The following is a 25,970-nucleotide window of genomic DNA, read 5'->3' on the forward strand; positions in this document are numbered from 1 at the left end:
TGTATGAGCGAACTTGCACGACTTCGGCAAAAAGTTTCAGATGGTCTCGGTCTGGCCGCCCCAGCGGCGGATCCTGCCGATAAGACAACGCGCCTTGCGAACGAGGAACATGCCAGCGATGTCAGGGCGGTTGCGCTTTATGTCGCCATTTCGCTATCGGTGGGGGCCTTCGCTGCCGCCCTGATCGCACTTGCGGTGCCCTATGCCGTCACCGTCGTGCTCGCCTGTTTTTTTGGCGCGGTGCTTATGGGTGCCCTGTTTTATGCGCTCTTCGGCAAATCTTTCCCGCTTCCCGGCACGCTGCCCGCAGATTATTCGGATGTCCGGCTGCGGCAAACGCAAAACCGGTCGCTGATTGCCGAAATGCAGGAGTCCATGGGCGATATCGTCGTGATCCGCAACATGAACCGGCGCATCGTCGAGGCGAACCGCGTCTTTCGCGAAATGACCGGCTGCACGTCGCCGGAAGGCTTGAGCTGCGAGGAGATCGGCATTGCTTTCCGCCCGGGTGACAGGGTCCATGCCTATGATGTGGAGATCGCGACTCCGTTCGGTCAGCGCATCTTCTCCTGGCACGATGTGGTAACCCGCGATCTCGCAAGCAGCCGTCTCATGATCAGCAGTATCGCAAGAGACGTGACCGAAGAACGGCTTGCGCTGGCCGAACGGGAAGATGCCCGCCTGCGCGCCGAAAAGGCCGATGCCGAAAAGGCGCGGTTGCTTGCCACGGTCAGCCATGAAATCCGCCTGCCGCTCTCCGGCATGCTCGGCATGAACCACCTTCTGTCGCAGACGAAGCTCAATCAGGAACAGCGTAATTATCTGGATGGCATGAAACAGTCCGGTCAGTCGCTGGTGCAGCTTGTCGAGGATCTCCTGGATTATTCGACCATGGAAGCCGGCCGCTTCAGGCTCAACCCGCGCGCGGAAAACCTGCGGCGGCTGATCGAGAGCATCGTGGAGATGCTTGCCCATCGTGCCCATGAAAAGGGCATCGAAATCGCCTCCTTCGTCACGCCTGACGTGCCCGATTATCTCGATTTCGATCCGGCAAGGCTGCGCCAGGTCCTGTTCAATCTCATCGGCAATGCCGTGAAATTCACGCAGGTGGGCGGGGTCGTTATCCGGGCGCGCATGGTCGAAGGCGAATTGCAGATCACCGTCGAAGATACCGGCCCCGGCATGAGTGAGGCGGAGCAGGCGCGGATCTTCGGGGAGTTCGAGCAGGCCGGGCCGTTGTCGCAACGAAGCGCCGGCACGGGTCTCGGCCTTGCGATCTCCGCCCGCATCGTGCGGGAATTCGGCGGCAACCTCACGGTTTCGAGCCGCAGGGGTGAGGGCAGCACCTTCAAGCTGGTGTTCCGCCCGGGCAGGGCTCCCGCCGAGATGCCGGATTCCGGCCGGAGCCATTGCCTGCAGCACACCAATGTCCTGCTGATTGCGCCGGAGGGTGTGGCGGCGGCGGTGACGATGGAAGCCATCGAGGCTTTCGGCGGCAAATGTATTCTCATCCATCAGCCGGAGGATCTGGACAGGCTGAGGAATGGAACTGTCAGCCGGACCGCCGATCTCACCGACATCATCGTCGATCTGCGTATCTCGGCACTGTTCAGGGATGCCCTGCGGGATTGGCCGCAGCAGACGATCCGTCGCACGCTGCTCGTCAGTCCCGAAGAGCGGGCTTCGACCACCCATGCGTCCTTCGACGCCTGGCTGATCCGGCCCCTTCGCGAAAAATCCCTGATCGATGTGCTGTGTGGCCGCCTGCGCGGCATAGAGCGGCGCGACGCGATCAACGATAACCACCCGGATGTGGGATTTTCGTCAAGGGTGGTGGAGAGAGCGAGCGGCATCGAGATACTCGTGGCCGAAGACGATCCGGTCAATGCGCGCATCATTCGGGCTGTCCTGGAAAAAAGCGGCTATATCGTCCGCGCCGTCGACAATTTTCAGGCCCTGCAGCAATCGGTGGCGTCGGGTGCGTCCCGCCTGCCAAATCTCATCGTCTCCGATCTTAATATGCCGGGCGGTGAGGGCCTCGACGTGTTGCCGGACCTCCTCGGCAAGCTGAAAGATGAAAGAAATATTCCCGTCATCATTCTCAGCGGGGACGCCGGTGCCGGGACCGCCGAGATACTGCTGAAGGCCGGTGCAGGTGCTGTTTTGGCCAAGCCCGCCGACCCGCGCCGGCTGGTTGAGGAAATCCGTCGCCTACTGGAGGCGAAACGCGTGTTGTCATCATAACTTGACAGACTCGCGTTGGCGGCATTTTGTCACTATTCTGTCGCGAATTAGTGATTTATGACAGGAAAACTCTTTGGTGGCGGAGCGATTCCCCATGGTTGCCGAAATCTTCAATCACGACATTTGTGAAAACAATGTTGTCATTAGTCCTCGTTCCGAGACAGCTCAGGACAATGAGGGTCTTTTCGGCCGTATCGGCACGCTGGAAACACGGCTTGCCAGAAATGAACGTGAAATCGATGCCGCGCAATCCGTGCGCTACCGGGTCTTTGTCGAGGAAATGAAGGCGCGCCTTCCTGCCGAAGCGATGCGCCGCAAGCGCGACTTCGACGCCTGGGACAGCGTCTGCGACCACCTTCTTGTGCTCGACAAGTCGATTGAAGGCGATAGCGAGGACCAGATCGTTGGCACCTATCGTCTGCTGCGACAGGAAACGGCGCTTGCCAATAATGGTTTCTATTCTGCCAGCGAGTTCGATATTGCCGGGCTTGTCGCGCGCCATCCGGGCAAGCGCTTCATGGAACTTGGCCGTTCCTGTGTGCTGCCGGAATATCGCACCAAGCGTACCGTCGAGCTTCTGTGGCAGGGCAACTGGGCTTATGCCGTAAAACACCGCATGGACGCCATGATTGGCTGCGCTTCCTTCCCCGGCGTGCAGCCGGAAGCACATGCGCTGGCGCTGTCCTTCCTGCACCATAATTGCCTTGCAAAGGGAGAGTGGGAAGCGGTCGCTTTGCCCGAACTCTATCATGAAATGGACCTCGTGCCGGTCGAGGCGCTCAATACCCGCAAGGCATTGAATGCCATGCCGCCGCTGATCAAGGGTTATATGCGTCTTGGCGCCATGTTCGGCTCCGGTGCGGTCGTTGATCATGCTTTCAACACCACCGACGTCCTGGTGGTTTTGCCGGTATCGTCCATCGCCGGCCGCTATATCAGCTATTATGGCGGCGAGGCCGAACGCATCAACGGCTGACCGGGTTTTGATCGAGGCCATCAGGATGTTCCTGTGGGCAGCAGTGCCGTGTGTGTTGTGTTGGGGCGGGCAATGCCGCTAGTGTCGGCGCTCCTTTTCCGCAACACGATATGACATCGGCAGGCCATTGACGGACGTTCTGACAACCGCTTCCCTGATCTCGGAAGAGAGCCGCGCGACGGCCACTCCGATGATGGAGCAATATATCGAGATCAAGGCGAACAATCCCGGTTCGCTGCTGTTTTACCGCATGGGCGATTTTTACGAATTGTTCTTTGACGATGCGGTCGAAGCCTCCCGCGCGCTCGGTATCACGCTGACGAAACGTGGCCAGCATATGGGGCATGATATTCCCATGTGCGGCGTTCCCGTTCACGCGGCGGACGATTATCTCCAGAAGCTCATCCTGCGCGGCTACCGTGTCGCCGTCTGCGAACAGATCGAAGACCCGGCTGAAGCGAAGAAGCGCGGATCGAAATCCGTGGTCAAGCGTGATGTGGTGCGGCTCGTCACGCCCGGAACGCTCACTGAAGAAAAGCTGCTGTCCCCGACGGAATCCAATTATCTGATGGCGCTTGCCCGCATTCGCGGCAGTGCCGAAGCGCAATTCGCGCTCGCCTGGATCGATATTTCCACCGGCGTCTTCCGTCTGGCGGAAACCACGCTGACGCGGCTTCTCGCCGATATCTGGCGTATCGATCCGCGTGAGCTGATCGTTGCCGACAGCCTGTTCCACGACGAGGAACTACGGCCGGTTTTCGATGTGCTGGGCCGTGTCGCGGTGCCGCAGCCGGCCATCCTCTTCGATAGTGCGGTGGCAGAAGGCCGTATTGCGCGTTATTTCAACGTCTCGACGCTGGATGGTTTCGGAACGTTTTCACGGGTGGAAATGGCAGCCGCAGCAGCAGCCGTGGCCTATGTCGAAAAGACCCAGATTGCCGAGCGTCCGCCGCTCGGCGCGCCGGAACGCGAAAGTGCGGCATCGACGCTCTTCATTGATCCCGCCACCCGCGCCAATCTGGAACTGGTGAAAACACTATCCGGCGACCGGGATGGATCGCTCCTGCACGCGCTTAACCGCACTGTCACTGGCGGCGGTGCGCGACTTCTGGCCGAACGACTGATGTCGCCATTGACCGATCCGGAAAGGATCAATGCCCGTCTTGATGCCGTGGCCTATCTCATCGATGACGTCTCCCTGTGCGATGGTCTGCGTGACGCGCTGAAACATGTCGCGGATATGCCCCGTGCGCTTTCCCGCCTTGCGCTGGAACGTGGCGGCCCGCGCGATCTTGGCGCCATCCGGCAGGGTCTGGTTTCGGCCGAAAAAATTGCGGTCATTCTCGACGGTGGGCTGCTGCCGGATGAGCTGGCGAAAGCTCTCAGGGATTTGAAAGCCCTGCCCGGCGCTCTTGAAGCTATGCTCGGATCGATGCTGGCCGACGATCTGCCGCTTCTGAAACGCGATGGTGGTTTCCTGCGTGAGGGCGCCAATCCCGAACTCGACGAAGTTCGCGCACTGCGCGACCAGTCACGCCGGGTGATCGCCGGGTTGCAGCTGCAATATGCCGATGAGACCGGCATCAAGTCGCTCAAGATCAAACATAACAACGTGCTGGGTTATTTTATCGAGGTGACGGCGGGCAATGCCGATGTAATGATGGCAACGGATGAGGCCAAAGCGCGCTTTATCCATCGGCAGACCATGGCGGGCGCCATGCGCTTCACAACCACGGAGCTTGCCGATCTCGAAAGCCGCATCGCCAATGCCGCGGCCGAGGCTCTGACCATGGAGCTGGAAGCCTTCGAGCGCATGGTCGAGGCCGTGGTGCAGCAGGCGGAGGCGATCAAGGCCGGGGCTCTGGCGCTTGCGGTGATCGATGTCGCCTCAAGCCTCGCCTATCTTGCGACCGAACAGGCCTATTGCCGTCCGATCGTCGATGCCTCCATGACCTTTTCAATCAAGGGCGGCCGGCACCCGGTTGTTGAGCAAGCGCTGCGGCGGCAGTCTGCCGGGCCGTTCATTGCGAATAATTGCGATCTCTCCGCCGTCAATGGTGGCAAGAACGGTGCAATCTGGCTGCTCACCGGCCCGAACATGGGCGGTAAATCGACCTTCCTGCGCCAAAATGCGCTGATCGCCATCCTCGCGCAGATCGGTTCCTTCGTTCCGGCGGAGGCTGCCCATATCGGCGTCGTAGACCGGCTGTTTTCGCGCGTCGGCGCTTCCGACGATCTGGCCCGGGGACGCTCGACCTTCATGGTGGAGATGGTGGAAACCGCCGCCATTCTCAATCAGGCAACGGATCGCTCGCTGGTGATCCTCGACGAGATCGGCCGTGGCACCGCAACTTTTGACGGGCTTTCGATCGCTTGGGCGGCCGTCGAGCATCTGCATGAGGTCAATCGTTGCCGCGGCCTCTTCGCCACGCACTTCCACGAACTGACGGTACTGTCGGAAAAACTCGGCCGCCTTTCCAATGCCACGATGCGGGTGAAGGAGTGGGAAGGTGATGTCATCTTCCTGCATGAGGTCGGGCCGGGCGCTGCGGATCGTTCCTACGGTATTCAGGTCGCGCGACTTGCGGGCCTGCCTGCCTCGGTGGTGGAGCGTGCCCGTGAGGTGCTGACGAAGCTCGAGGATGCCGACCGCAAGAACCCGGCCAGCCAGCTGATCGACGATCTGCCGCTGTTCCAGATTGCCGTGCGCCGCGAGGAAACCCGCAAAGCGGGACCATCGAAAGTGGAGGAAGCCCTGAAGAGCTTCAACCCGGACGAAATGACGCCACGTGAGGCATTGGACGCGCTCTATGCGTTGAAGAAAGAACTTGGCAAGGCTTGAACAGATACAGTGCCTGTCCATAGCCTCCGAAACTCGTTATAGGACAGTCCCATCGCAGCGGTGGGGTTATCCCACAGGACATGGATACCGGCATAGATGGCCATCAAGGACCTGGATTTTTCCGACATTCTCGATGTATCGGCGCTGAAGCGCGATTGCGACGTTATCTTCAAGGAAGACGGCAAACGCATCGCCGATATCAAGTCGGATCTGCTGCCGATCTTCCGCAGGGCCAGCACGGAAGGGCGGGAAAAGGCGAGAGAGCTGCTGAAAGCCGATGGCAGCGGCATTGATTGCGCCCGGCGCATCTCCTGGCTTCAGGACCGGCTGATCGAAACGCTCTATGATCTCGCCTGCCAACATGTCTATCCCAAGGATGCGCCGCAGATCGCGGTCGCGGCGGTCGGCGGTTATGGCCGCGGCACGCTGGCGCCGGGGTCGGATATCGATCTCCTGTTCCTGCTGCCGGCCAAGAATACGCCTGATATGCACAAGGCCGTGGAGTTCGTGCTTTATCTGCTATGGGATCTCGGCTTCAAGGTTGGGCACGCCACCCGCACGGTGGATGAGTGCATTCGCCTCTCCAAATCCGATATGACCATCCGAACCGCGATTCTGGAAGTGCGGGCGATCTGCGGCAGAAAATCCCTGACCGACGACCTCGAAAAACGCTTCGAGTCGGAAGTCGTCACCGGAACCGGCCCGGAATTCATCGCCGCCAAGCTCGCCGAGCGTGACCAGCGCCACCGCAAGGCGGGCGACACGCGTTATCTGGTGGAACCGAACGTCAAGGAAGGCAAGGGCGGTCTGCGTGACCTGCACACGCTGTTCTGGATCGCCAAATATTATTACCACGTCCGCGATACGGCCGATCTGGTGAAACTCGGTGTTTTGTCGAGGTCCGAACTGAAGCTTTTCGAAAAGGCCGATGATTTTCTCTGGGCCGTCCGCTGCCAGATGCATTTCATCACCGGCAAGGCGGAAGAGCGTCTTTCCTTCGATATTCAGCGCGAAATCGCCGATGCGCTGAATTATCAGCCGCGCCCGGGCCTCTCCGCCGTCGAGCGCTTCATGAAGCATTATTTTCTCGTGGCTAAGGACGTGGGCGATCTGACCCGCATCGTCTGCGCCGCGCTGGAAGACCGGCAGGCGAAGGATGTGCCGGGTCTGTCAGGCGTTCTCAGCCGTTTTGCCCACCGCGTTCGCAAGATTCCGGGCTCGGTGGAGTTCGTGGAAGACCGGGGCCGCATCGCGCTGGCAAGACCGGATGTTTTCAAGAACGACCCGGTCAATCTGATCCGGCTCTTCCACATCGCCGATATCAACAATCTCGAACTGCATCCGGATGCGCTGCGTGTCGTCACCCGCTCTCTCTCGCTCATCAATGACGAGCTTCGCGAAAACGAGGAAGCGAACCGGCTTTTCCTGTCGATCCTCACCTCCCGTCGCGACCCGGCCCTGACGCTGCGCCGTATGAACGAGGCAGGCGTACTCGGCAAGTTCATTCCCGAATTCGGCAAGATTGTCGCGATGATGCAGTTCAATATGTATCATCATTATACCGTGGATGAGCACCTGATCCGCTCGGTCGGCGTTCTGTCGGAAGTGGACAAGGGAACCGCCGTGGATGCCCATCCGCTCGCCAATCAATTGATGCCGGGCGTCGAGGAGCGTGAGGCGCTTTATGTCGCCGTGCTGCTGCACGATGTGGCAAAGGGCCGGCAGGAGGATCATTCCATTGCCGGCGCACGCGTCGCCCGCAAGCTCTGCCAGCGTTTCCGCCTCACCGGCAAGCAGACCGAGACCGTCGTCTGGCTGATCGAACAGCATCTTCTGATGTCCATGGTCGCCCAGACGCGCGACCTGCACGATCGCAAGACCATCACCGATTTCGCCGACAAGGTGCAGTCCATGGAGCGGCTGAAGATGCTGCTGATCCTGACGGTGTGCGATATCCGCGCCGTTGGTCCGGGCGTGTGGAACGGCTGGAAGGGGCAGTTGCTGCGTTCGCTGTATTACGAGACTGAACTGCTTCTGTCAGGCGGCTTCTCGGAAGTCTCGCGCAAGGAGCGTGCGCAGATTGCCCGCCAGGCGCTCTACGATGCTCTCGAAGACTGGGGTCAGAAGGCGCGGCGCAAATATACCAAGCTGCATTACGAGCCCTATCTGCTGACGGTGGCGCTGGAAGACCAGGTGCGCCACACCCGCTTCATGCGCGAGGCGGACAAGCAGGAAAAGGCGCTGTCAACAATGGTGCGCACCCATTCCTTCCACGCCATCACGGAAATCACCGTGCTGGCGCCGGACCATCCGCGCCTGTTGTCGATCATCACCGGTGCCTGTGCAGCTGCCGGCGCAAACATTGCGGATGCGCAGATCTTCACCACCTCTGACGGGCGGGCGCTGGATACGATCCTCATCAACCGCGAATTCCCGATCGACGAAGATGAGACGCGGCGCGGTGCCAATGTCGGCAAGCTCATCGAGGAAGTCCTCTCCGGTAAGCAGCGCCTGCCGGAAATGATCGCCACGCGTACGAAGAGCCGCAGGAAAAAAAGCGCCTTCACCATTCCGCCTTCCGTCACCATCTCGAATGGTCTGTCGAACAAGTTCACCGTCATCGAAGTCGAATGCCTCGACCGGCCGGGGCTTCTGGCCGATATGACGGCTGTCATCGCCGACCTGTCACTTGATATTCACTCCGCCCGCATCACCACCTTCGGCGAGAAGGTCATCGACACCTTCTACGTGACGGATCTGTTCGGCCAGAAGGTGACGAATGACAACCGGCAGGCCAGCATTGCGCAGCGCCTGAAGGCCGTGATGAGCGAGCAGGAAGACGAATTGCGTGACCGCATGCCGAACGGCATCATCGCCCATCCAGACGTGGCGGCGCTGCCGGCCGCGCGCACGGCAAAGGCTTGATATCCCCATGAGTCTGATCGGCAAGTTCGCCACCGTTGGCACCGCCACGCTCGGCAGCCGCATTTTTGGCTTTCTGCGCGAAACGCTGATGGCCGCTGCCGTCGGTACTGGTCCGGTGGCTGACGCCTTCAATGCCGCGTTCCGATTTCCCAACACCTTCCGGCGGCTTTTTGCCGAAGGCGCCTTTAACTCGGCTTTCGTGCCGCTTTTCGCCAAGGAAATCGAGGCGAACGGCATGGAGGGTGCAAGGCGCTTTTCCGAAGAGGTTTTCGGCGTTCTCTTCACCGTGCTTCTGGCCCTGACAATTTTGATGGAATTGTCGATGCCGTTCATCGTGCGCACGGTAATCGCGCCGGGCTTCCTCGAAGACCCGGTGAAGTTCGACAACACTGTCCGCCTCGCCACCATCATGTTTCCCTATCTCGCCTGCATGTCGCTCGCGGCGATGATGGGCGGCATGCTGAATTCGCTGCACCGTTATTTTGCGGCGGCAATCGCACCTGTCTTCCTCAACATCATCCTCATCGGCGTGCTCGCCTTGGCATGGTGGAAGAATTACGATCCCCTGCAGGTGGGTTATGCGCTCTCGTGGGGGGTGATGGCAGCGGGTCTGGTGCAGCTCGCCATCGTCTGGATCGCCGTGCGCAACGCCGGCATGCGGATCGGTCTCCGCAGGCCGCGGCTAACGAAAAATGTGCAGCGGCTGCTGGTTCTTGCCCTGCCGGCGGCAATCACCGGCGGCATCACCCAGATCAACCTTCTGATCAACACCAATATTGCGTCAGCCGGCGAGGGCGTGATCTCCTCGCTTGCTTATGCCGACCGGATTTACCAGCTGCCGCTGGGCGTTGTCGGCATTGCCGTGGCCACCGTGCTTTTGCCGGAACTTGCACGCGCTTTGCGCGGCGGGCACATGGTGGAGGCGGGAAGTCTGCAGAACCGCTCGGTCGAATTCGTATTATTCCTGACCTTGCCTGCGGCGGCGGCTCTTCTTGTCATGGCCGAGCCCATCGTTCGTTTTCTTTATGAACGCGGCAACTTCTCACCTTCGGCTACCATCACCGTCGCGCAGATCCTCGGTATCTATGGTCTGGGTTTGCCGGCTTTCGTGCTGATCAAGGCCTTCATTCCGGGCTTTTTCGCCCGCGAGGACACGCGCACACCGATGATCTTCGCGGCGGTTTCCGTGGTTGTGAATGTCTCCCTGGCACTGACGCTGTTTCCGCGTCTCGGCGGCCCGGGCATTGCCATTGCCGAGATCACTGCCGGCTGGGTCAACGCCGCCTTGCTGTTCGGCATGCTTTTGTGGCGCGGTCACTGGCATGTGGATATTCCGCTGCTGACCCGCATTCCGCGTCTGCTCCTGGCTGCGGCCCTGATGGCCGGTTTTGTGCATTATGCGCTGACCTGGCTGAGTTTCGAGCTGTCGTCGGCCTCGTCCATCTTCGTCCGGGCAGGGACCATCATGGGCCTCGTCTTTACGGCGATGCTGGTTTATTTCGTGCTGGCTTTCGTTTCTGGCGGTGCCGATATCGGCATGGTCAAGAGAGCCGTGCGCAAGCGCGGTAAAAAGACCGCCGAGACGGAGGTGGGCTGATGTCCTTTTCTGAAAACCGCCGCATCGCGCTGGTCACGCTTGTCGTCGATGACTATGATCGGGCAAAGGCGTTTTATTGCGATGTTCTCGGCTTCGAGTGCCTCTCCGATCAGCCGCTTGACGACGGCAAAAGGTGGCTTGTGGTCAAGCCGCAAGGCGCCGAGGGTGGCGCCCTCCTGCTCGCCGAGGCGGATGGCGAAGAGCAACGGCTTGCCATCGGCAACCAGACCGGCGGCCGTGTCGGATTATTCCTGTATACCGACGATTTTGCCCGCGACTATGAAACCATGATTGCGCGCGGCGTTCGCTTTCTGGAAGAGCCGCACCATGAGGTTTATGGTTCGGTCGCGGTCTTTGCCGACCCTTACGGAAATCGCTGGGACCTTCTTCAGCCGCGCGGTTGACGGCCCTTGAAACCGCTTGATTGCGAGGGGCTGTGGGTGCATAAGCGCGCGTGCAATTGCAAACACGGGGCGGGGCCCTCCACAAGCCTTTTCGAGGACGACAATGAACGCATTCAAGCCGCTGGTTTTCTCGGGCGTCCAGCCGACCGGCAATCTGCATCTCGGCAATTATCTCGGCGCGATCCGCAAATTCGTGGCGCTGCAGGAAGATAACGACTGCATCTATTGCGTCGTCGATATGCATGCCATCACCGCCCAGCTCGTTCACTCGGACCTGAAGGCGCAGACCCGCTCGATTGCGGCCGCCTTCATCGCAGCCGGCATCGATCCCGTGAAGCATATCGTCTTCAACCAGTCAGCCGTGCCGCAGCATGCGGAACTGGCATGGGTGTTCAACTGTGTGGCGCGCATCGGCTGGATGGAACGCATGACCCAGTTCAAGGACAAGTCCGGCAAGAATGCCGAACAGGTCTCGCTCGGCCTGCTCGCCTATCCGAGCCTGATGGCTGCCGACATTCTCGTCTATCGCGCCACGTATGTTCCCGTCGGCGATGACCAGAAACAGCACCTCGAACTCGCCCGCGATATCGCCCAGAAATTCAACATCGATTTCGGCGGCCATATTCGTAACGCCGGTCTGGGCGTTGATATCACGGTTGGCGATGAGCCGGTGCATGCTTATTTCCCGATGGTGGAGCCGTTGATCGGTGGCCCGGCGCCGCGCGTCATGTCGCTGAAGGACGGCACCAAGAAGATGTCGAAGTCCGACCCTTCCGATCTGTCGCGCATCAATCTGATGGACGATGTCGACGCGATCTCTAAGAAGATCAAGAAGGCGAAGACCGATCCGGACGCGCTGCCGAGCGAAGTGGAAGGTCTGAAGGGACGCCCGGAGGCCGAAAACCTCGTCGGCATCTATGCTGCCCTCTCCGACAAGACCAAGGCGGATGTTCTTGCCGAATTCGGCGGTCAGCAGTTCTCCACCTTCAAGCCGGCCCTCGTTGAGCTTGCCGTCAATGTCCTTGCGCCAGTCAACAACGAGATGCGCCGTCTTCTCGATGATCCGACCCATATTGACGCCATCCTCAGCCAAGGCGGCGAGCGGGCACGCACTATCGCTGAAAAGACGATGGACGAGGTGCGTGATATCATCGGTTTCCTGCGCTGACAGGCCGTTGCCACGCGAATGCGGCGGGCGGTTTGCGCCTGCCGTGATTTGATATAATCTCCGCCCGAACCGTCGGGCGGTTTTTCGGATCACGGCGGATTTTGGGAGTGCAGAATGGTTTCAACACGGCTGTCGCGTCTGGAAGGGCATCGCCGCAAGTTTCTCGCCGTAATCGATGACACACCGGAATGCGAAAGGGCCGTGCATTATGCCGGTCGTCGCGCCAAGAACTCCAATGGCGGACTGGTGCTGCTCTACATGATCCCGGAAGGTGATTTCCAGCAATGGCTGGGTGTCGAGCAGATCATGCGGGCCGAGGCGCGTGAGGAAGCGGAAGCGACGCTCGCCAAGGTCGCCCAGAAGGTGCGCGAAACGATCGGTATCGAGCCGGAATCCGTCATTCGGGAAGGCAGCGCCACCGAGCAGATTCACGGGTTGATCGAGGAAGACCGCGATATCGCCATTCTCGTGCTGGCTGCCGGATCGACGAAAGAAGGGCCGGGACCGCTGGTTTCCTCCATCGCCGGACGCGGCGCGGCCTTCCCGATCCCGGTCACCGTCTTGCCGGATACACTGACGGATGAGGAAATCGACGCGCTCTGCTGATCCGGTTTCGGACGGGTTTTAAAGACTGACGATTTCTTGAATGTAATTATCATGTCAGGGCTTGAAGTGTGGCTTCGCCGGGCGTATTTTTGGAAGAATTCTAAATTACGGGGCGTGAACCGCGACCTCGAAGGAGACGACGATGTTCATTCAGACGGAAGCCACGCCCAACCCCGCCACGCTGAAATTCCTGCCGGGCAAGGTGGTGTTGGAAAGCGGGACAGTGGAGTTCCTCAATGCGTCGCAGGCGCAGGCTTCGCCCCTGGCGGAGCGTCTCTTCACGATTCCGGGCGTTACCGGTGTCTATTTCGGTTTTGATTTCATCACCGTCACCAAGGATGATGCCGAATGGCAGCATCTGAAGCCTGCCATCCTCGGCTCGATCATGGAGCACTTCATGTCTGGCCGGCCGATCATGGGCACGGCCATTGCCGCCGAAGTCTCGGACGAGGAAGGCGAGTTCTTTGAAGAGGGTGACGAAACCATCGTCGCCACCATTAAGGAATTGCTTGATACCCGCGTTCGCCCGGCCGTGGCGCAGGATGGCGGCGACATCACCTTCCGCGGCTTCCGCGATGGCACCGTGTTCCTGAACATGAAGGGTGCCTGCTCGGGTTGCCCGTCTTCAACTGCCACCCTTAAGCACGGCGTTCAGAATCTGCTTCGCCATTTCGTGCCCGAAGTGCGCGAAGTCGAAGCGGTTTGATGCTGTCAGCCAGACCATGATTGTTCTCGCACTCGACACGTCAGGGGTGGATTGTTCCGCCTGTATCTATGACAACGCCTCTGACGCTGTGCTCGGCGAGGTCTGCGAGACGATCGGCAAGGGCCATGCCGAAAGGCTGATGGCGGTGATCGACGGTGCCCTGCAGCAGGCACAATTGCCGCTCCAGAAGGTCGAGCGCATTGCGGTGACCATCGGTCCGGGGTCCTTCACGGGCATTCGGGTCGGCGTTGCCGCGGCGCGCGGTTTTGCCCTGTCGCTCGGCGTCGAGGCCGTCGGCGTTACGACGCTCGAGACGCTTGGCCTGCGTCATCTGGCCGAAAATCCAGGCCGGCCTGTGGCCGTCGGGCTCGATGCGAAACGCGGCGAAACCTATCTCCAGATATTCGGCACGGATGGATCACCACTCAACGAGGCGGCGCTTCTGTCTCTGGATGACGCCAAAGATGCCCTTTCCGGTTTTGACGGTGCCGTCATCGGCTCCGCCGCGCCGCTGTTTGCGGGAGAGGAAACCGGCTCCGGGCCGGACCATTTCCCGATTGCCTTCGTCGCGCGCGCCGGAGCGCGCAAGCCGGCAGGCCAACCAAAACCCGCGCCGCTTTATCTCCGGGGGCCGGATGCCCGGCCACAGACCGGTTTTGCGCTGGCACGTCAGGACGTTGCCTGATACGGCATGCATGAGTGCTTGTTTCTGATTCCTGATATTTGCGATGTTTGACGATTACCTGAGCTGGAAACCCTATTTCGAGATCGTGCCGATGCAGCATGAGGATTGCGCCGCGGTGGCGGACTTGCATGCCTTGCGCTTCCCACGTCCGTGGAATGACGGGGAGTTTTCGGGCCTGCTCACGCAAGGGTCGGTTTTCGGAGCCGTCGCCCGCCAGACCAACGCCTTTTTCAGCAAGCCGCTCGGCGGTTTCGTTCTGGCGCGGGAAGTGGCTGGTGAGGCGGAAATCCTCACTGTCGCGGTGTCCGACAAATTCTCGCGCGCCGGTCTCGGCTGGCGTCTGATGCAGTCGGCCATTCGCGAGGCAATGATGCGCGGTGCCGAAACCATGTTCCTCGAGGTGGATAATAACAATGCCTCTGCGCTGGGGCTTTATAAAAAACTCGGCTTCAAGACGGTTGCGGAACGCAAGGCCTATTACACGGCCAAGAATGGATCAAAGTCGACGGCGCTTGTCATGCGCCGCGATCTTCGCTAGTTCCCTGCGACAGGCATTTTTTGGCGAAAGCTGCGAAATTCAACCGGAATACTCAAAAGGCCAGAAGACGTGATAGACCTTTCGAAAACGCTGGAGGAGCTTTGTGCCGAACGCGGCATGCGGATGACGGACCAGCGCCGTGTGATTGCCCGCGTCCTTCAGGAATCAGCCGATCATCCCGATGTCGAGGAACTCTATCGCCGTTCCTCCGCCGTGGATCCGCGCATCTCTATTTCAACGGTCTACAGAACGGTGAAGCTGTTCGAGGACGCCGGCATCATCGAACGTCACGATTTTCGCGATGGCCGCTCGCGTTATGAGACCGTGCCTGAAGAACACCACGATCACCTGATCGATCTGAAGAACAGCGTGGTCATCGAATTCCATTCGCCCGAGATCGAGGCGCTTCAGGAAAAGATCGCCCGCGAGCACGGCTTCAAGCTCGTCGATCATCGACTGGAACTTTATGGCGTGCCGTTGAAACCCGAAGAACGCTGAGACGCCGGTGAACAAGCGGGCGTTCCCATCATGATGTGGCTTCGGACAGCCTATATCGCGATCGTTCTTCTGATCGTGACGCTCATATTGCTGCCGTTGCAACTTCTGGGTCTCGCTTTCGACTGGCGGCTGCGCCGGCGCATTCCGCGCATCTGGCATCGCATTGCCTGTCACGTTCTCGGCATCCGCGTCCATGTTCATGGAGAGGTGGAGCGGGCAAAACCGCTGATGCTGGCGGTCAATCACGCTTCGTGGAAGGATATCCTCGTTCTCGGCAGCATTGCCGACGTGGTGTTCATCGCCAAGACCGAGGTGCGTGACTGGCCGGTCTTCGGCTGGCTCGCCCGCCTTCAGAAAAGCATCTTTGTCCAGCGAGAGCAGAAGCGCAGCACGGGCCAGCAGGTGGGTGAGATCGCCAGCCGCATGGCCGACGGCGAGATCGTCGTCCTTTTCCCCGAAGGCACGACTTCGGATGGCAACCGCATGCTGGCCGTCAAATCCTCTCTGTTCGGTGCCGCCTCCACTGCCGCCGAGCAGGTTCCGGGCAAGCTGGTTTATGTGCAGCCCGTCGCCATCGCCTATACGCGGGTGCAGGGCATGGCCATGGGCCGTTACCACCGGATCATTGCCGCCTGGCCGGGCAGCATCACGCTGGTGCCGCATCTGCTCGGTGTCATCAAGGCGGGCGCGATTGATGTCGACGTGACGTTCGGCGACAGCGTTCCATTTCACAGTGCGGACAATCGCAAGCGTCTTGCGACCGATATTGCCGCTGCCATCCGCTCGATGCTGGCCTTTAGCCTGCGCGGCGGCTGGCGGAAATAGAGCATCGGACCGAAAGTTGCGCGCGGTTTTCGGGAAATTCGATGCGTAAGCTAAAATCAAGAGCAACGGAATTACTCCGTTGCTCTTGCATCCTCGCTTTTCCGGCATTTTTCTGTTTAATCTGACTGTGAAAAACACTAGATAGCCGCCATGACCCAGGAAACACTTGGCCTCGACGCCCCACAAATGATCGCCCGCGAGGGCTCTAACAGTCGAAAAGTCTTTATCAAGACTTACGGCTGTCAGATGAACGTTTACGATTCCGTGCGCATGAGCGATGCGCTGGCGAAGGACGGTTACGTTCAGACGGAAGACATGGGCGAGGCGGATCTGGTTCTCCTCAACACCTGTCACATCCGCGAAAAGGCGGCTGAGAAGGTTTATTCCGCGCTCGGCCGTCTGCGCGACATGAAAAAATCGCGCGAAGAGCAGGGCCGTGAATTCATGATCGGCGTTGCCGGCTGCGTGGCGCAGGCCGAAGGCGAGGAAATCCTGCGCCGTGCGCCCGCCGTGGATGTCGTCATCGGCCCGCAGACCTATCACCGCCTGCCTGACGCCCTGAAGCGGGTGCGCCGCGGTGAGCGCGTCATCGAGACCGAATATGCGGTCGAGGACAAGTTCGAGCATCTACCGGTCGCCGAAAAGGCGACGTTGCGCTCGCGTGGCGTCACGGCGTTTTTGACGGTGCAGGAAGGTTGCGACAAGTTCTGCACCTTCTGTGTCGTGCCCTATACGCGTGGCTCGGAGGTTTCCCGTCCCGTTCGCCAGATCGTCGATGAAGCGATGAAACTGGTGGATGCCGGCGTGCGCGAAATCACGCTGCTGGGCCAGAACGTCAATGCCTGGCAGGGAGAAGGACCGAAAGGCGAAAAATGGGGTCTGGCCGAACTGCTCTACAGGCTGGCCGAAATTCCGGGCCTTGCACGGTTGCGCTACACCACCAGCCACCCGCGCGACATGGATGACCGCCTGATCGGCGCCCATCGCGACCTGCGCATCCTGATGCCCTATCTGCACCTACCGGTGCAGTCCGGCTCGGATCGCATCCTGAAGGCGATGAACCGTCGCCATACGGGTGAGGAATATATCCAGCTGATCGAGAAAATCCGCTCCGCCCGCCCTGATATTGCCATGTCGGGGGATTTTATTGTCGGCTTCCCCGGTGAGACTGATCGTGATTTCGAAGATACGATGGCGATGGTCGAGACGGTGAAATACGCACAGGCCTTTTCGTTCAAATATTCCACTCGTCCCGGCACGCCGGGGGCGGACCTGACGGACCAGGTGGCGGAAGACGTGAAGGCCGAGCGGCTGGAACGATTGCAGGCCCTGTTGCTGCGGCAGCAGAAGGAATTTGCGGAATCGCTGGTCGGAAAGACCATGGATGTGTTGCTGGAAAAGCCCGGCCGCATGCCTGAGCAGTTGATAGGTCGCTCTCCGTGGCTGCAATCCGTGAATCTTGATGCAAAGACGTTGAAAATCGGTGACATTGTTAATGTACGAATCACCGCAACGGGTCCAAACAGCTTGTTTGCCGAGGTGGCAGGGAGTTAGAGTGAGGAGCCGACACTGATTGGGACAGGAGTCTGACCGCTTGAACGCACACGAATTGGTATCAAATCCATCGCGCCAGCCACGCCAAGCCGCGACCGACGCCAATCACTTCGTCCTCACGTTCGAGAATAACAGGATAGCGGGAGAGCTATTCGGTCAGTTCGATCAGAACCTGAAGCTGTTGGAGCAGCGCCTCAATATCGACGCCCGCCCGCGCGGCAACTCCGTCGCCATCACTGGTGATGTCGTGTCAACCAATCAGGCCCGCCGTGCGCTGGATTTCCTCTATGAACGTCTGCTCAAGGGCGGAACCGCCGAGGCCTCCGACGTGGAAGGTGCTATCCGAATGGCAATGGCCGCTGACGACCAACTGACCTTGCCGACGATGGAGCGCAAGGCCAAGATTTCCATGGCGCAGATTTCCACTCGCAAGAAGACCATCGCTGCCCGCACGCCGACGCAGGATGTCTATATGCGGGCGCTGGAGCAGTCCGAACTGGTTTTCGGCGTCGGCCCCGCCGGCACCGGCAAGACCTATCTGGCCGTGGCCCATGCCGCACAGCTTCTGGAACGTGGCGCGGTCGACCGTATCATCCTCTCACGCCCCGCCGTCGAAGCGGGCGAGCGTCTTGGCTTCCTGCCCGGCGACATGAAGGAAAAGGTCGATCCGTATCTGCGTCCGCTCTATGACGCGCTTTATGACATGATGCCGGGCGACAAGGTGGAGCGCGCCATTCAGGCGGGCGTCATCGAAATCGCGCCGCTGGCCTTCATGCGTGGTCGTACCCTTGCCAACGCCGCCGTCATTCTGGACGAAGCCCAGAATACCACGACCATGCAGATGAAGATGTTCCTCACCCGTCTTGGTGAGAACGGCCGCATGATCGTGACCGGTGACCCGAGCCAGGTGGACCTTCCGCGTGGTGTGAAGTCCGGTCTTGTCGAGGCCTTGCAAATCCTCCCCGAGGTGGAAGGCGTGTCCGTCGTGCGCTTCAAGGATGTCGACGTCGTGCGCCATCCGATGGTGGCACGCATCGTGCGGGCTTACGAATCCCACACGGCGGTGCCGGATGAGAGCCTTCCGAAGGGCAACTGACGTAAAGACAATGGCAGCTCTGGATATTCAAATCAGCGTTGAGGCCGAAGGCTGGTCCTCGGAAGAGAACTTGGCTGCCTTTGCCACCAAGGTGCTGAATGCGGTGGTCGATTTTCTGAAACGGGAAGAGGAGCAACCCTTCCCGAAAATGCCGGTCGAACTGTCGCTGGTCTTCACCGATGACGAAAATATCCGGGAAATCAACGCCGAATGGCGCGACAAGGACAGGGCGACCAATGTCTTGTCTTTCCCCGCTTTTCCGCTGGAGCCGGGCGGAATGCCCGGCCCAATGCTGGGCGATATCGTCATCGCCCGCGAGACGGTTGAACGCGAGGCTCTTGAACTTGAGAAGAGTTTCGAGGATCATCTGACCCATCTTCTCGTTCATGGGTTCCTGCATTTGTTTGGTTATGACCACATGGACGAGGAAGAAGCGGAAGAAATGGAGTCGCTTGAGACTCGCATTTTGGCGGTGCTTGGCCTATCTGATCCCTACGCGGGTCAGGAACCGCTTTAAATATTGTCTGGAGCCATGAACGAACATTCTGCACGACCTGCCAATGAGGGCAGAGAAAACGGCGAGCAGTCCTCTTCGGAGGAGGGCAGTAGTCACTTACGGAACGACTCTAATGCAAAGCCGAGATCGACGATCTGGTCGCGCATAGGGCGGTTGCTGAAACCGTCACAGGGCGAGCGCCTGCGTGAGGATCTGACCGACGCGCTGATGGCTGACACCGAAATCGGTGCCGCCTTTTCGCCTGAAGAGCGGGCGATGCTCAACAATATCCTGCGTTTCCGGGAAGTTCGGGTCGAAGATATCATGATCCCACGGGTCGATATCGACGGTCTCGACCAGAACATGACGATCGGCGAAGCGCTGATCTTGTTCGAAGAAACCGGGCGCTCCCGCATGCCTGTTTACGATGAGACGCTGGATAATCCCAAGGGCATGATCCATATCCGCGATCTGCTGGCCTATGTCGCCAAGCAGGCCCGTAACAAACGCCGCGCGGGTTCGCGCAGCGTCGCTTATGGCGAGGTGAAGGCAACAGCGCGCTCACCACGTCCGAATTTCGATCTGGCGCGGGTCGATCTCGAGCAGACGGTCGCCGATGCCGGCCTCGTGCGCAAAATTCTCTTCGCACCACCCTCGATGCTTGCCTCCGACCTCTTGAAGACGATGCAGGCACAGAGAACGCAGCTGGCCCTGGTCATCGACGAATATGGCGGCACGGACGGTCTCGTCAGCCACGAGGATATCGTCGAGATGGTCGTGGGCGATATCGATGACGAGCACGACAAGGACGAGGCGATGTTTTCGCGTCTCTCCGCCGATGTGCTTGTCGCGGATGCCCGTGCGGAACTCACCGAACTTGCCGAGGTGATCGGGCCCGAATTCGACGTGCGCGAACATCTGGAAGAAATCGATACGCTCGGCGGCCTTATCTTTTTCGCGCTCGGACGCATTCCAGCCAAGGGCGAGGTGGTCAGGGCCGTGCCCGGTTTCGAGTTTCAGATTCTCGATGCGGATAGCCGGCGTATCAAGGGCGTCCGTATCGTCCGTGATCATGGCTCGGAAGGGCAGGACGACCAGGCTCCCGGCGAAGCCGACGGGGTTATCGCACTGCCAGCGCCCGATGTTCGCCTGATCACGCACCAGCAGAACGCCGACTAGAAAAGGTGACGGGGAGCCCCCGTCACCTTTATCTCAAGACAGAGATTCGGCAGGTTGGAACGACCAAAAGGCCGCAGGAGACCGCCGCCGCGATCCCACCTGTGGACTGCGAATCTTTTTTCCTTTACGCCGGGTTTGAGGGGAAATTCCGTGGCGCGGCCTTGCCGGGAGCGGGCTTTTCCAGACGCGCATAAACGGAGATGGCATGGAGCGTCTTGCAGGCAGGGTAATGCTGGCCGGCGGCATGAGCCGCGCAGTGATGGCGATTGCTGCGGGTGCGATTGGGGCGCTCGCCCTGCCTCCATTCGGCTTTTTCGCAGCGCTTTTTTTCTCTTTCACCCTGCTTGTCTGGCTCGTGGACGGCTGCACAGGCAAGCCGGGCGGTGGTCTCTTCAGCCGCATCCTGCCGGCTTTCGGCATCGGCTGGTGTTTCGGGTTTGGTTATTTCGTGGCCGGCCTGTGGTGGCTGGGCAATGCTCTCCTGCTGGAAGCGGATGAATTCGCCTGGGCCTTGCCGCTCGCCATCCTCGGTCTGCCGGCATTGCTGGCACTGTTTTATGGCTTTGCCGTCGCGGCCGCCAATCTCCTCTGGTCGGATGGCCTTGGTCGCATTGCGGCGCTTGCCGCCGCCTTCGGCGTTTCGGAATGGTTGCGCAGTTTCCTCGCGACCGGATTTCCGTGGAACGCCATCGGCTATGGCATCATGCCCGTCCCGATCATGATGCAGTCGGCCCATCTGCTCGGCCTTTTCAGCATCACGATGCTGGCGGTTTTCATCTTCTCTTCACCGGCCCTGATCGGTACAAAAAAAGGCATGGCACCGGGACTGACGCTGGCGGGCCTGCTGCTTGCCGCCCACTTCGGTTACGGCTTTTACCGCCTGCAGACACCGGTAGAGACGCCAGCAGACGCTCTGACCGTCCGCATCGTGCAGCCGGCCATCGATCAATCCCGCAAGATGCTGAATACTGACCGTGCCGAGATTTTCGCAGAGCACCTGCGGTTGTCGGCCCTGCCGCCGGGCGAAGGGAAAAAACGCCCTGACATCATCGTCTGGCCGGAAACCTCCGTGCCGTTCATCCTAACGCAAAATCCGGATGCGCTCGCGGAAATCGCCAGTACGCTCGAGGATGGCCAGGTGCTGTTGACCGGCGCCGTCAGGATGGAAGATCAGGGAGCCGGCCGGCCGCCGCGTTATTACAATTCGGTCTATGCGATCGACAGCCAGGGCGAGATCATTGGCGCGACCGACAAGGTGCATCTGACGCCCTTTGGCGAATATGTTCCCTTTGAAGGCATCCTGCGGGAATTCGGCATCGACAATGTCATTGCCCTGCCGGGTGGCTTTTCCGCCGCCTCGTCGCGCACGCCGCTCACGCTCCCTTCAGGCAAGACTTTCTATCCCCTGATCTGTTACGAGATCATTTTCCCGGGTGAGATGACGCCGGGCCTTCAGGGGGCGGCGGCGATCCTAAATGTGACGAATGACGGCTGGTTTGGTGATACACCCGGTCCCTACCAGCATTTTCTGCAGGCACGGGTACGCGCCGTTGAGACGGGCGTGCCGGTGATTCGCGGCGCCAATACCGGAATTTCCGCCGTCACAGACCCCTATGGCCGCATTATTGCCGGGCTGGACTATGGTCGGGTGGGAATTGTTGACGCCACTTTGAGTGGTGGGTCTAATGACGCATTTACTTACGACACACATCGGACGTATTTCTGGTTGATTTTTTCAATCTTGATGATCGTTGCGGTATTTCCCGCCTTGAGTTTTGCTCGGCGCCAGAATTGACCGGGAACCCCTGTAATTGCATAGTGAATACGTCAGTCGTAAAACAAGTTTAGACGCTGTCGAATTGCCGACTCATTTCTTCGAATAGTAGTGAAACGAGATATCAACCCTTTCCGAGTGTCAGGACCGCATGATGACCGAGAATAAGAAAAAGCCTAACCCCATCGACATTCATGTCGGAAGCCGAATTCGCCTTCGTAGAACCATGCTCGGAATGAGCCAGGAGAAGCTGGGGGAAAGTCTCGGAATTACCTTTCAGCAAATCCAGAAATATGAAAAAGGCACGAACCGCGTTGGCGCCAGTCGCCTCCAGAATATTTCAGGGATCCTCAATGTGCCCGTTTCCTTTTTCTTCGAGGATGCGCCTGGTGACCAGGTCGGCGGCACGTCTGGCATGGCCGAAGCCTCAAGTTCCAATTATGTGGTCGACTTTCTGTCCTCGGCTGAAGGTTTGCAGCTGAACCGGGCTTTCGTGAAGATCGCCGACCCGAAGGTTCGCCGCCGCCTGGTCGATCTCGTCAAGGCGCTCGCCGCCGAAGGCGACGCCGAGTAAGCAGCCTGCGCAGCGCAAAATTTCCGGCACGGGATGCCGGGCACTCAACGGTCCGTAAGGACCGTTTTTTTGTGTCCGATTAGAAAGGAATTCTCACATAAAGATATATTTATGTGGTTGTGTCCTTGTTTTTCGCGGCCGAAATGACTAACAAACTCCAAGACCATTCTTTGAGGGGAATCCCGCATGCGTGCCAATTACCTGTTCACCAGCGAGTCCGTGGCCGAGGGTCATCCGGACAAGGTTTGTGATCGTATTTCCGATGAAATCGTGGATCTTATTTACCGTGAGGCGGCCAAGACGGGCGTTGACCCCTGGACCGTGCGCATCGCATGCGAAACGCTTGCGACGACCAACCGCGTTGTTATCGCCGGTGAGGTTCGGGTTCCCGACACGCTTCTGAAGAAGGACAAGGACGGCAAGGTCGTCAAGGACGCCGCCGGCCACCCGGTCATCAACCCTTCCAAGTTCAAGTCCGCCGCCCGCAAGGCGATCCGCGACATCGGCTACGAACAGGATGGTTTCCACTGGAAGACCGCCAAGATCGACGTTCTGCTGCATCCGCAGTCGGCCGATATCGCGCAGGGCGTGGATAATGCCTCCGACAAGCAGGGTGACGAGGGCGCTGGCGACCAGGGCATCATGTTCGGTTACGCCTGCAAGGAAACGCCGGACCTGATGCCGGCGCCGATCTATTATTCCCACCGCATCCTGCAGCTGCTCGCCACCGCCCGTAAGAGCGGCGAAGGCGAAGCGGCAAAGCTCGGCCCCGATGCCAAGAGCCAGGTGACGGTTCGTTACGTCGACGGCAAGGCTTCGGAAGCCGTCTCCATCGTCCTGTCCACGCAGCACCTCGATGCCAGCTGGGACTCGAAGAAGGTCCGTGAGGTCGTCGAGCCCTATATTCGCGAGGCTCTGGGCGAGTTGAAGATCGCAGACGATTGCCAGTGGTATATCAACCCGACGGGTAAGTTCGTCATCGGCGGTCCCGATGGCGATGCCGGCCTGACCGGGCGCAAGATCATCGTCGACACCTATGGCGGTGCTGCCCCCCATGGTGGTGGCGCATTCTCCGGCAAGGACACGACCAAGGTCGACCGTTCCGCCGCTTATGCCGCCCGCTATCTCGCCAAGAACGTCGTGGCTGCCGGCCTTGCCGAGCGCTGCACGATCCAGATCGCCTATGCGATCGGCGTCGCCCAGCCGCTGTCGATCTATGTGGATCTGCATGGTACCGGCAAGGTCAGCGAAGATCAGGTCGAAGCCGCGATCCGCAAGGTCATGGACCTCTCGCCGTCGGGCATTCGCCGTCATCTCGATCTCAACAAGCCGATCTACGCCAAGACCTCTTCTTACGGTCACTTCGGCCGCAAGGCTGGTCGTGACGGCTCCTTCTCATGGGAGAAGCTCGATCTGGTGAAGCCGCTCAAGGAAGCTTTGAGCGCTTGAAGCAGTTCCAGTAAAACTGCGTAGCGGTTTTACGTCCGGAAAATACGGGGACTCTTTCTAAGCTTGTCATTCGGCGGCGATTGAGAGATACCGTCTGCACCTTTTGTAACCCGCATAGTGCCCCATGTGGCGCTGTGCGGGTTAAGTCTATTTGTTGTTGAGAGTATGAGATGACGGAAGAACGGCGTTCGCGCGCAACGGAAGCGTTTTTTGGCCGACGCAAGGGAAAGCCCCTGCGCAATCAGCAGGTTGATACGATCGAGAATCTGCTGCCTCTGCTGAAAATCGATCTGGAAAGCGTGCCCCCGCAAAATCTCGTCGCTCTCTTTCCGGCGGATGTGCGATCGATCCGTCTGGAGATCGGTTTCGGCGGCGGCGAGCATCTCGCCCACCGCGCGGTCGAAAATCCCGAGACGGGTTTCATCGGCGTCGAGCCCTTCGTGAATTCCATGGCCAAGCTGCTCGCCACGGTCCGCGAACGTGAGCTGATGAATATCCGCCTTTACGACGATGATGCGACGCAGCTGCTCGACTGGCTGCCTGAGGGATCGATCGATCATATCGATCTGCTTTATCCCGATCCGTGGCCGAAGAAGAAGCACTGGAAGCGCCGCTTCGTTTCTGACGTCAACCTCGCCCGTTTCCATCGTGTGTTGAAACCCGGCGGCAAGTTCTGCTTTGCGTCGGATATCGATACTTACGTCAACTGGACGCTGCAGCATTGTGCCCGCCATGGCGGTTTTGAATGGACGGCAACAAGCGCTGACGATTGGCGCACGCCTTATGCCAACTGGCCAGGCACGCGCTACGAGAACAAGGCGAAACGAGAAGGCCGCAGCTCGGCCTATCTCACCTTCATCCGTCGCTAAAGCATTTCCAGTAAAACTGCGCAGCGGGTTTACGCCCGGAAAATGCGCCGGCGGCCTGATCCGTCAGAGCGCCGCATCCACTTCCGCCGCCTGCGGAATGGAAGGCTGGGCGCCGGCGCGCGTGCAGGCGAGTGAACCTGCAACGGCGGCGCGCTTCAGCGCCTTTTCGAAATCCATTCCCTGATCAAGGCTGGCGGCAAGATAACCACAGAAGGTATCGCCCGCACCAACCGTGTCGACCGGCTCGATCTTCAGGCCGGAAGCCCTGAAAACCTTGCCGTTGCGCATGGCGATCACGCCATCTGCACCAAGCGTGACGATCAAAGTCTGGCCGGTCCTGTCGTGAAGGGCCTTGAGTTCGCTCTCTCGTTCGGCACTGGAGAGGCCGTTCTTGCCGATCAGCAACTCAAACTCGGTTTCGTTGGCGATGACGATATCGGCAAGGCCGGCAAGGCGCGGACCATCTGCGGTCAGCGGTGCGGTATTGATGACGGTGGTGATGCGCTTTGCCTTTGCAGCCATCAGCGCCGCTTCGATGGCTGCAGCCGGTATTTCGAACTGCAGCATCAGAATATCGCCTGCGTCCATCTCGCCCACGACCTTTGTCGCGTCGAATGCGGAGACTTCGCCATTTGCTGCGGGAATGACCGAGATCATGTTCTCACCGCCTTCACCGATGAGGATCACGGCCGTCCCCGTTGGGCCGGGCGCAGTTTTGACCAATGACAGATCGGTACCCGCGTCGCGCAGCAAGGTCAGCGCCGGTGCGGCAAAGGTATCATCACCCGTAGCGCCGGCCATCTTCACCGTAACCCCTGCACGTCGTGCGGCCAGCGCCTGATTGGCTCCCTTGCCGCCGGCGGCCGTGGAGAAGGTGTCTCCGGTCACGGTTTCACCAGGCTTGGGCAGGCGTTTGGCGGTGGCGACGAGGTCCATGTTGATGGAGCCGAAAACAGTAATCATGG

General features: G+C 59.6%; 22 protein-coding genes. 21 read left to right on the top strand and 1 reads right to left on the bottom strand.

What is annotated here, in order from left to right; genetic code table 11:
* Nucleotides 1–3: 3 nt before the first annotated feature.
* The 21 genes from GSF67_RS00095 (at nt 4) to trmB (ending at nt 25,005) form a co-directional block, all read left to right on the top strand.
* Nucleotides 4–2,244, top strand: coding sequence for a hybrid sensor histidine kinase/response regulator (locus GSF67_RS00095; protein WP_006310188.1), 2,241 nt, complete (start codon nt 4–6; stop codon nt 2,242–2,244).
* Between the two features lie 94 nt (nt 2,245–2,338).
* Nucleotides 2,339–3,220: a GNAT family N-acetyltransferase gene (locus GSF67_RS00100; protein ID WP_006310189.1), complete on the top strand. Its 882-nt coding sequence runs from the start codon at nt 2,339–2,341 to the stop codon at nt 3,218–3,220.
* Nucleotides 3,221–3,347: 127 nt separating this feature from the next.
* The gene (gene mutS, locus GSF67_RS00105; protein ID WP_006310190.1) at nt 3,348–6,062 is read left to right on the top strand and encodes a DNA mismatch repair protein MutS; all 2,715 of its coding nucleotides are present in this window, start codon (nt 3,348–3,350) and stop codon (nt 6,060–6,062) included.
* Nucleotides 6,063–6,158: 96 nt separating this feature from the next.
* Nucleotides 6,159–8,987: a [protein-PII] uridylyltransferase gene (locus GSF67_RS00110; protein ID WP_006310191.1), complete on the top strand. Its 2,829-nt coding sequence runs from the start codon at nt 6,159–6,161 to the stop codon at nt 8,985–8,987.
* Nucleotides 8,988–8,994: 7 nt separating this feature from the next.
* A complete protein-coding gene (gene murJ / locus GSF67_RS00115; protein ID WP_006310192.1) occupies nt 8,995–10,584 on the top strand; it encodes a murein biosynthesis integral membrane protein MurJ in 1,590 nt (529 codons plus the stop codon).
* Entirely contained in the window at nt 10,584–10,988 is a 405-nt protein-coding gene (locus tag GSF67_RS00120; protein WP_006310193.1) for a VOC family protein, read from the top strand. Before murJ ends, GSF67_RS00120 begins: the two co-directional genes overlap by 1 nt.
* Before the next feature lie 103 nt (nt 10,989–11,091).
* A complete protein-coding gene (gene trpS, locus GSF67_RS00125; RefSeq protein WP_006310194.1) occupies nt 11,092–12,156 on the top strand; it encodes a tryptophan--tRNA ligase in 1,065 nt (354 codons plus the stop codon).
* A 114-nt stretch (nt 12,157–12,270) separates the two neighbouring features.
* Complete coding sequence (locus GSF67_RS00130) at nt 12,271–12,762, top strand: universal stress protein (protein WP_006310195.1); 492 nt, start codon at nt 12,271–12,273, stop codon at nt 12,760–12,762.
* Between the two features lie 142 nt (nt 12,763–12,904).
* Nucleotides 12,905–13,468, top strand: a complete 564-nt coding sequence (locus GSF67_RS00135) for a NifU family protein (protein WP_006310196.1) — start codon at nt 12,905–12,907, stop codon at nt 13,466–13,468.
* A gap of 16 nt (nt 13,469–13,484) precedes the next feature.
* Nucleotides 13,485–14,153, top strand: a complete 669-nt coding sequence (gene tsaB, locus GSF67_RS00140) for a tRNA (adenosine(37)-N6)-threonylcarbamoyltransferase complex dimerization subunit type 1 TsaB (RefSeq protein ID WP_006310197.1) — start codon at nt 13,485–13,487, stop codon at nt 14,151–14,153.
* A gap of 43 nt (nt 14,154–14,196) precedes the next feature.
* Entirely contained in the window at nt 14,197–14,691 is a 495-nt protein-coding gene (locus GSF67_RS00145; protein WP_006310198.1) for a GNAT family N-acetyltransferase, read from the top strand.
* 69 nt (nt 14,692–14,760) lie between these two features.
* A complete protein-coding gene (locus tag GSF67_RS00150) occupies nt 14,761–15,189 on the top strand; it encodes a Fur family transcriptional regulator (RefSeq protein WP_006310199.1) in 429 nt (142 codons plus the stop codon).
* A gap of 30 nt (nt 15,190–15,219) precedes the next feature.
* Complete coding sequence (locus GSF67_RS00155; RefSeq protein WP_006310200.1) at nt 15,220–16,014, top strand: 1-acyl-sn-glycerol-3-phosphate acyltransferase; 795 nt, start codon at nt 15,220–15,222, stop codon at nt 16,012–16,014.
* A gap of 150 nt (nt 16,015–16,164) precedes the next feature.
* Nucleotides 16,165–17,568, top strand: coding sequence for a tRNA (N6-isopentenyl adenosine(37)-C2)-methylthiotransferase MiaB (miaB, locus tag GSF67_RS00160; RefSeq protein WP_006310201.1), 1,404 nt, complete (start codon nt 16,165–16,167; stop codon nt 17,566–17,568).
* 40 nt (nt 17,569–17,608) lie between these two features.
* Nucleotides 17,609–18,664, top strand: coding sequence for a PhoH family protein (locus tag GSF67_RS00165; RefSeq protein WP_006310202.1), 1,056 nt, complete (start codon nt 17,609–17,611; stop codon nt 18,662–18,664).
* Nucleotides 18,665–18,674: 10 nt separating this feature from the next.
* A complete protein-coding gene (gene ybeY / locus GSF67_RS00170) occupies nt 18,675–19,181 on the top strand; it encodes an rRNA maturation RNase YbeY (protein ID WP_006310203.1) in 507 nt (168 codons plus the stop codon).
* A 15-nt stretch (nt 19,182–19,196) separates the two neighbouring features.
* Entirely contained in the window at nt 19,197–20,339 is a 1,143-nt protein-coding gene (locus GSF67_RS00175) for a hemolysin family protein (protein ID WP_035214547.1), read from the top strand.
* A 205-nt stretch (nt 20,340–20,544) separates the two neighbouring features.
* Nucleotides 20,545–22,134 carry an apolipoprotein N-acyltransferase gene (gene lnt, locus GSF67_RS00180; RefSeq protein ID WP_006310205.1) on the top strand — a complete coding sequence of 530 codons (1,590 nt, stop codon included), beginning with the start codon at nt 20,545–20,547 and terminating at the stop codon, nt 22,132–22,134.
* A 133-nt stretch (nt 22,135–22,267) separates the two neighbouring features.
* A complete protein-coding gene (locus GSF67_RS00185) occupies nt 22,268–22,687 on the top strand; it encodes a helix-turn-helix domain-containing protein (RefSeq protein ID WP_010970843.1) in 420 nt (139 codons plus the stop codon).
* A 186-nt stretch (nt 22,688–22,873) separates the two neighbouring features.
* Entirely contained in the window at nt 22,874–24,136 is a 1,263-nt protein-coding gene (gene metK / locus GSF67_RS00190; protein ID WP_006310207.1) for a methionine adenosyltransferase, read from the top strand.
* A 170-nt stretch (nt 24,137–24,306) separates the two neighbouring features.
* Nucleotides 24,307–25,005, top strand: coding sequence for a tRNA (guanosine(46)-N7)-methyltransferase TrmB (trmB, locus tag GSF67_RS00195; protein ID WP_006310208.1), 699 nt, complete (start codon nt 24,307–24,309; stop codon nt 25,003–25,005).
* Nucleotides 25,006–25,068: 63 nt separating this feature from the next.
* On the opposite strand, the gene GSF67_RS00200 is transcribed toward trmB, so the two are convergent.
* On the bottom strand, nt 25,069–25,968 hold the full coding sequence (locus GSF67_RS00200) for a ribokinase (RefSeq protein WP_006310209.1): 900 nt from the start codon (nt 25,966–25,968) through the stop codon (nt 25,069–25,071).
* Between the last annotated feature and the right edge of the window lie 2 nt (nt 25,969–25,970).

Origin of the sequence: Agrobacterium sp. CGMCC 11546 (genome assembly GCF_013365515.1) — a bacterium.
GTDB lineage: Bacteria > Pseudomonadota > Alphaproteobacteria > Rhizobiales > Rhizobiaceae > Agrobacterium > Agrobacterium fabrum.